General features: G+C 62.4%; 12 protein-coding genes. 5 read left to right on the plus strand and 7 right to left on the minus strand.

From position 1 onward, the window contains the following. The 5 genes from ABD120_RS39370 to ABD120_RS39390 all read left to right on the plus strand — a co-directional run. On the plus strand, nt 1-212 hold a 212-nt coding region (locus tag ABD120_RS39370), incomplete at its 5' end, for a hypothetical protein (RefSeq protein WP_343955591.1). Continuing rightward, nucleotides 209-490: a hypothetical protein gene (locus ABD120_RS39375; RefSeq protein ID WP_343955593.1), complete on the plus strand. Its 282-nt coding sequence runs from the start codon at nt 209-211 to the stop codon at nt 488-490. The genes ABD120_RS39370 and ABD120_RS39375, both read left to right, overlap by 4 nt. A gap of 271 nt (nt 491-761) precedes the next feature. Continuing rightward, nucleotides 762-1,004 (plus strand): hypothetical protein, encoded by a 243-nt coding sequence (locus ABD120_RS39380; RefSeq protein ID WP_343955595.1) that lies wholly within the window; start codon nt 762-764, stop codon nt 1,002-1,004. 12 nt (nt 1,005-1,016) lie between these two features. Further along, nucleotides 1,017-1,232 (plus strand): DUF397 domain-containing protein, encoded by a 216-nt coding sequence (locus ABD120_RS39385; RefSeq protein WP_343955597.1) that lies wholly within the window; start codon nt 1,017-1,019, stop codon nt 1,230-1,232. Between the two features lie 78 nt (nt 1,233-1,310). Continuing rightward, nucleotides 1,311-1,787: a hypothetical protein gene (locus ABD120_RS39390; RefSeq protein WP_343955599.1), complete on the plus strand. Its 477-nt coding sequence runs from the start codon at nt 1,311-1,313 to the stop codon at nt 1,785-1,787. Between the two features lie 32 nt (nt 1,788-1,819). Here ABD120_RS39390 and ABD120_RS39395 read toward each other — a convergent pair whose 3' ends face one another. From ABD120_RS39395 to ABD120_RS39425, 7 genes are all read right to left on the minus strand, one after another. Continuing rightward, nucleotides 1,820-2,035 (minus strand): hypothetical protein, encoded by a 216-nt coding sequence (locus ABD120_RS39395; RefSeq protein WP_343955601.1) that lies wholly within the window; start codon nt 2,033-2,035, stop codon nt 1,820-1,822. Nucleotides 2,036-2,170: 135 nt separating this feature from the next. Further along, complete coding sequence (locus ABD120_RS39400) at nt 2,171-2,296, minus strand: hypothetical protein (RefSeq protein WP_343955603.1); 126 nt, start codon at nt 2,294-2,296, stop codon at nt 2,171-2,173. Next, nucleotides 2,296-2,964, minus strand: a complete 669-nt coding sequence (locus tag ABD120_RS39405) for a C40 family peptidase (protein WP_343955605.1) — start codon at nt 2,962-2,964, stop codon at nt 2,296-2,298. The genes ABD120_RS39400 and ABD120_RS39405 overlap by 1 nt, the downstream gene beginning before the upstream one ends. A 71-nt stretch (nt 2,965-3,035) precedes the next feature. After that, nucleotides 3,036-3,257, minus strand: a complete 222-nt coding sequence (locus tag ABD120_RS39410) for a hypothetical protein (RefSeq protein WP_343955607.1) — start codon at nt 3,255-3,257, stop codon at nt 3,036-3,038. An 11-nt stretch (nt 3,258-3,268) separates the two neighbouring features. Further along, a complete protein-coding gene (locus ABD120_RS39415; RefSeq protein WP_343955609.1) occupies nt 3,269-4,330 on the minus strand; it encodes a hypothetical protein in 1,062 nt (353 codons plus the stop codon). 12 nt (nt 4,331-4,342) lie between these two features. Then, complete coding sequence (locus ABD120_RS39420) at nt 4,343-5,521, minus strand: hypothetical protein (RefSeq protein ID WP_343955611.1); 1,179 nt, start codon at nt 5,519-5,521, stop codon at nt 4,343-4,345. A gap of 1 nt (nt 5,522) precedes the next feature. Continuing rightward, a partial coding sequence (locus ABD120_RS39425) for a Gp37-like protein (RefSeq protein ID WP_343955613.1) occupies nt 5,523-6,285 on the minus strand: 763 nt, incomplete at its 5' end.

A 6,285-nucleotide genomic window follows, 5' to 3' on the forward strand; every position in this document is an offset into this window, starting at 1 on the left:
CAGCCGAGACAACCGGTCAGCCTCCAACGCTGGTGATCTACAGGAAACCCGGAGAACTGGCCGTGACCGTCGGTGTGGGGCGGCGCTCCGGTACGTACCTCGTCAACGTCGCCGACGCCGGTAACGGCCGCGAACTGAACACTCTCGTGTCTCAGGCCACGCCGCAGCACGCGGCCCGGCTGGTCGCCCAGGCCGCAAGCAGGCGTTCATGATGACCAGCCAGCCGTACGAGCTGACGTGGGAAGAACTCGAAGCGCTCGGCCCGAGTGCTGAGCCGCCGCCCCCGGCCGCGTGGACGCGGGAGGAGTACCGCGCCTGGATGGTCGCGCGTGGGATCGCCGACTACGACGGGCCAGACGGGACCGGCATCGAGACGTTCTTGGATCTGGCCGAGGAGTTCGGGCTTCTGGAGAAGCGGCCCAACACTCTGCACCTCGACCTGGTTCCGACGCAGCGCGGAGCCGGGGACATGACGTACGGGCAGCCCTGAAGGGCCACACTCGGACAGGTGGTGATCTAACGATGCGGTCGTCGCACCCTCAGCCGGTCACGATCAAAGGCTGGGATGTGATGGACGGAGCCGGTGGGGGCTTCATCGCGACGCGGAATGAGCCTGAAGCCAACAGAGTCAAAGTGGTGTGCGCTCCGAATACGGACGCCTTGCGCCGGGCAGTCGCGAGCGCGGAAGGGCTGACCTTGGCTCAGTTCGAGGCTCGCCAGTCGTGCAGGCGTGATCTTTCCCGAGGGGATGAGCTAACACGGTGACGCCGGACGAGCTGAGGGCCAAGTACGGGTCGCAGTGGGAGATCTTCCCCGACCTGGTGTTAGGAGTCGCGGCGGCGCGCTGGAAGGCACTGTCATCCGAGGAGTACACGCGCGGCCTACTTTCCGTGCTCGTCGCGGAAGACCTGAACGGCCTTGTAGTGCTGTTGGACAGGCAGGCGCTGTTGGACGCACGGCCGTCGGCCGTGGCTCCATCTCGGGCCGTCCGCGCCCGAGTGTGAAGGAGGGCACAGATGGACCTGTACGCCCTGGACCTCGGTGACCCGGTGTACCGCCGCGTGTGCGGCGGCAACAACAACGAGGACGGCGAAGGCGAGTCCTGCATGGAGATCGCCCCGATACCGGGCGTTCCGAACGCCTTTGCCGTGCGCGACTCGAAGAACCCGGATGCCGGGACGCTCCGGTTCACCGGTGACGAGCTGCGCGCCACTGGGATGACGACCATCTAGAAGGCCGCCTCCACACGGCCCTGCCCGGTTGCGTCGGGCAGGGCCGTACCACTGCACTGTGACACGACCTGGGGAATCATGCTGCACTGGCACGGCTACACCTGGCTCGGCAACGGCACCGAACTCGCCCGTGAGTCCGAGCGCCGCCCCACCTCGCCGGACTTCGTCACCTCGCCGCTGTCGCCCATGCGTACCGGAGACTGGTTGCTGAAGCCAGCAAAGCGCATCGCCGAGACCTTCGACGACGCGGCGAAAGCTGTCGAATGGATGGTCAACCAGTACGAGCCCTTCCGGCCGCCGACCGACATAATCCCGCTGGAGAGCCGCACGGCGGACGCGCACAACCTTCTCCCGCGTGGCGTCGATGTGCAGTGGGGTGAATGGCTTGGCGGAGTCCGCTTCCTCACCATCGGCGTGATCTGCTGTCCGAACCGGCATATAGGACATCCTTGCCCCACCGGGCGCGAGCATGCCTCCTTGCGGAACATCCAATCCCGAACCGCTGAAGGGCTGCGACACCCCGAAACGCAGAAGAGCCCCCAAGGGTCGGAGTAGACCTTGGGGGCTTTCGCTCTGCGCGCATAGGTTCACACAGCGTCCGTACGCAGCCATGACGGCAGAAGGCTCTGCACGACGGGGAGAGCCATCACGCGGGCAAGTCCACCGGCCACCGCTAGGGCGCCAGCGACGCCGGTAGCGGTGGCGGGAATGCCGGACGCGTCCACGATCAGGGGAAGCGCCACCGCTACACCGACGAGGGTCTGAAGTGCGGTGCGCAGGGCGCGCTTGGTCTCGTTGGTCATGTCTGAATCCATCCTCTCAGTTGATCACTCTCTGCGCTGGCCGGCAAAGTGCCGGAACTCTTTGACCTGGGGGTTTGTGAACCGCAGGAAACAGCCGGCGACTGCGGAGCGTGATTGGGGCTTGGGTAGGGGCTCCTAGAGGCTCGTCAGCCAGACGAGCCCGACCGCGACGGCGCCCAGGGCGCCACCGACGACGACGCCCAGGACGACCGCGACGGCGCCGAGCTGGCGCATACGGCCTTCAGGTGCGCGATGGGTCATCAGGTCACCTCAGCGAGCCACGCGGCCCGCCACGTTGCAGGGCCGACAACGCCGTCAGCGGCAAGACCCCGTTCCTTCTGGAACTGCTCGACTACACGCACCGTGTCGGCCCCATAGATGCCGTCCACGTCGATACGCCACCCACGCGACCGCATTCGGGCCTGAAAGACTCGCACCGCCGAACCGACAGCGCCCCGCTTCAGGTAGAACCCAGGGTACTTCGGAACACTCGTGGCCCCTGTAGGCGGATTGGAGACTCCCGGCACGGCGCTCGCCGCGTAGGCCGGGCGCCCGTACCCGTAGATGCGACTCGACGAGCGCGAAACAGGCTTCTGGTAGACGCCATCCCCATTGAAATAATCGCCGTTGAGGCTACCTGACGTGTTACCCCCGATGGTTGTGATGTGCGTATCCGAGACAGCGATGACTAGTTCCACATGGGTTCCGCCTCGGGCACCGTAGTAAACGAGGTCTCCCACCTTGGGCGACAGATGCCAGCGTTTCCGCGCTCTAAACCATGAAACGCCAACGAGGCAAGACGCCGTAACCGGCGCGATGTCGGGGGCCTTCGCCTCCTGGAAAACCCAAGACAGGAACGTGTGACACCACGGCTGACCCTGACTCCAGCGCAGTGACGGAACCTCGGCGGCATACTTGGTTATGTTCACGCCACGTTCCCGGGTTCCAACTTCGCCCCGAGCGATCCTGTAAACTTCGGCAGCCGTAGCCACGTAACTCCTTACGGCATAAACGCCTTAATGACAGCCGCAACGGCTGCAATGATGGAAACGGGGAGCCCCCACATCCAGCGCTCGACAACCCGTAGGCGGCGCTCGTGATCCTCGTCGGTCTTCCTGGATTCCTTCAGCTCTGACGTAAGGGTGCGAACCTCCGCAGTAAGGTCGCGCATCTCCTCGTAGATCTGCCGCAGCGTTACCGTGAAACCCAGCTCGTCGGGCAATGCAACCTCCTTCACGGCGCCACCCATCGAACGCTCAAAGATTTGGGCTCCGCCTTGAGGTCGGCCGGGCCGCTATAGCAATACACCACCACCTGATCGCCTGCTAATAGGCGAACCTCATTTGTGATGGGGATGGCTGAATGGTCAGTCTGATCGGACCTGTAATAGGGTGCCTCGAATAGCCGCGTGCGGGTCGAACCCGTGATCCGGTCAACTTGGGTCGCAACGTACCCGCCCGCCCATCCGAAGTAGTCCACATGGGCAGTGATCGTATACAAGCCGGACTTGGAGATGATGATTCGAGACGGATTCCCGATATCCCACATAGCCCCGATATTCCATGTCGCGCCAGACCACGCAACATCCTGATAACTGAACTGGCCCGAAGTGACGACCTTCACGCGCGGTGTGCTCGCTAGAAGCTGCTCGATTGTCGGTGGATCGGGCGGCCGAGGAACTACGGGCGGTGGTTGGCCGAACTCCAATCGGCCGTGCGTCGCGCTACGCGCATAGAAGCGGCCAACTGTGGGGTCATAACCGACTTCCCCGATCTCCAATTGCCGGGCGCCCGTCGTGGCCGACGCTGCGGAGAGCATCTGTACGCCGGTACTCACAAACTCCCGCGTGTCCGTAAGGTCAGACGCGACAACGGTGTCGGAGTTCGCGCGAATGGTGAAGATCGCGATAGGGATCTCCGGGGAATCCCACGATCGGTCTACGGGCGGAGGGCTGAGGCTTCCTGGCCCGCCTTGCTTCACCTTCAGTGAGATGCTGTTCGTTTCCCGATCTAGCTTCAGAACCAGCCGGTCAACGCGAACCTCGGTCGAGGAGTTCTCCGCGAAGAGAACCGTTTGATCTTGATCTAGCCGATAGTGAAAGCCCGTAAGCTTGGCGTCTCCCGACCTGATTCGCAGCGTGAATGGAAGCCCGGTAATCGACACCCTTAGCGCATCGCTGGCAGGGCCGGAAGCGTCAACCCCGTCCGTCTGCCAACCGGCCGCCATGGATGACCATTCGGCTTCAGTTATCGAGGCTCCTGCCCCCGCATCGAACGGGAAAGACCGTTCGACCATGCTTCGTCACCCCTAGATCTTGGTTACTTGAAGGTAGCTGCCGATGCCAACGGTTAGCGCGGACGAAGGCGTAACGTAGGTGATCGCCAGATTGCCGCTACTGCCCCCCAGGGATCGCAGCGACCCAGTGACGCGGGCGGCGTAGGTGGGTCCAGTCCCCGGCACACCGATGGATTGCTGAGGATTCATAATGATCGCTGCAGCCTGGTTCGTGGCAATGCTTGAGGTGTTGTACCAGAATGCTGCACTGATCTGACCGTTTGTACCCAGCGATGGGTGTGCGACGCGCAAGGCCCATGTGGCGTTAAGCGTGCCACGGTAGAAAATGACAGCCTCGAACGTGTACGCCCCCGATCCGATCGGGGCAGTAAGGACAGTGTCCGCCGTTGTCGCCGATACGGCGACGGAAAGGTCAGACGCCCGTCGCTTGATAGTCGTTTCATGGGGGCCAACTTCAGTCCACGTAGGCGTGCTAGCGGAGGTTTGGACGACCAGCTTTTGCAGCGCCTCGTCCCAGATAAGCGTGCCTGCAAAAGCGTCCTGAGGGTATTGGCTGCTGCTGCTCGCGCTATACGCTACGACTTCCCGCCACTTGGGAATCCTCGACTGTTCGGAATTCGCCTGACCGGATTCCCGGAACTTTGCAAAGAACCGGCCTTGGCTCGTATTGTAGAAGATCGAGCCGTCAGGATAGGGCTCTTGCCCGGTCGCGCTGACACGAATACGACGGCTGACAAAAGGACGTCGGTCGAACACTTGCGCAGCCGGGACGGCTGCCGATGCGGGCGGCACATTGAAATGGGCAAGCGCCATCTCGGGGGCCACGGCGCCTGTATCGGGATTGGGGGCGCTGCCTCCGGGAACACCTTCCTTCACGGCGATGGAAAGCATATTGGTTCCCCGGTCGAGACGAATAACGACTAGATCCGCTCGCCACTGAGAAGTGTCAGTATTAAGGCTGTAATTAACTTCCAGGTCCGCGTCTAGCTGGTAATGGAAACCTCGGAATACGGCTCGGCCGAGCCGTACTTTGACCTTGCCTGGAATCTCTTCTGACACGACGCTCAAGCTCGTTGAGCCGGGAATATCGGCTACGCCGTCGTCTTGCCACTGGGAAGCCATTGCTTCCCAGTCAGTCTCAGTGACGACGGCGCCGGGGCCACCGTCGAACGGATATGAGCGCTCCGCCATCCTACCTTCTAGCTTCTAGCTTGCGAATGCTTGTCCAGATGCGACGAACCTCTTGATATAGCGTTGGCGTAGAGGAAGCGCCATCAGTGCCGACCAGCGGAGTAACACGCGGACCATCGCCGCCGTCCGAAAGACGTACCTCGCGAAGGACATCGGTGACGGTTCTGCCGTGAACATCGACAGACACGATGTCGCCGACTTGGTAGTGAACACCGAATCGAAAATGATCCGAATCGATCGGGGTAACCGATAGCTGTCCGCTTGCGGCTGATTCGGCAAAGATCTCGTCTGCGGCTTGGTCTAGCTGAGTTAACGCGTCGGGAGATGCGCCCGCGCCGTCGTCGGGATTCACGGGCACCCCACTGCTGCCACGCGCCACCGGAATATCACGCCGATCAACGAACTTCTCTAGCGGCGTGTTCGACCATTGGCGGGCGACGGAGGGAACCCCAGTAACTCGAAGCGCGTCCACCGTGAGTCTCGCCGTGTGATTGACCAACCGGATTTCGTGGTCCCCGAGGGGAAGGTTCTGTGCTGACCAACCCACGTATTGTCGGAGTTGACCCGAGGTCGCATACATGTTGGGCGTGCCAACAAGTGCGCCGTTGATGTACACGGACACCTGCCCGTACTCCGGACCCCGCCGAGTGATCCACTCGATTCCGGTGCCAGTGAACACGTATGACGCCGACGCACCTGCGGTGTCCGTGTAATGGATGTCGCCCCAATGGTCCTCGGCCCCGATACCAGTTGAAAGATGCGTC

This window comes from Nonomuraea longicatena (assembly GCF_039525605.1).
In the GTDB taxonomy this organism is placed as follows: domain Bacteria; phylum Actinomycetota; class Actinomycetes; order Streptosporangiales; family Streptosporangiaceae; genus Nonomuraea; species Nonomuraea longicatena.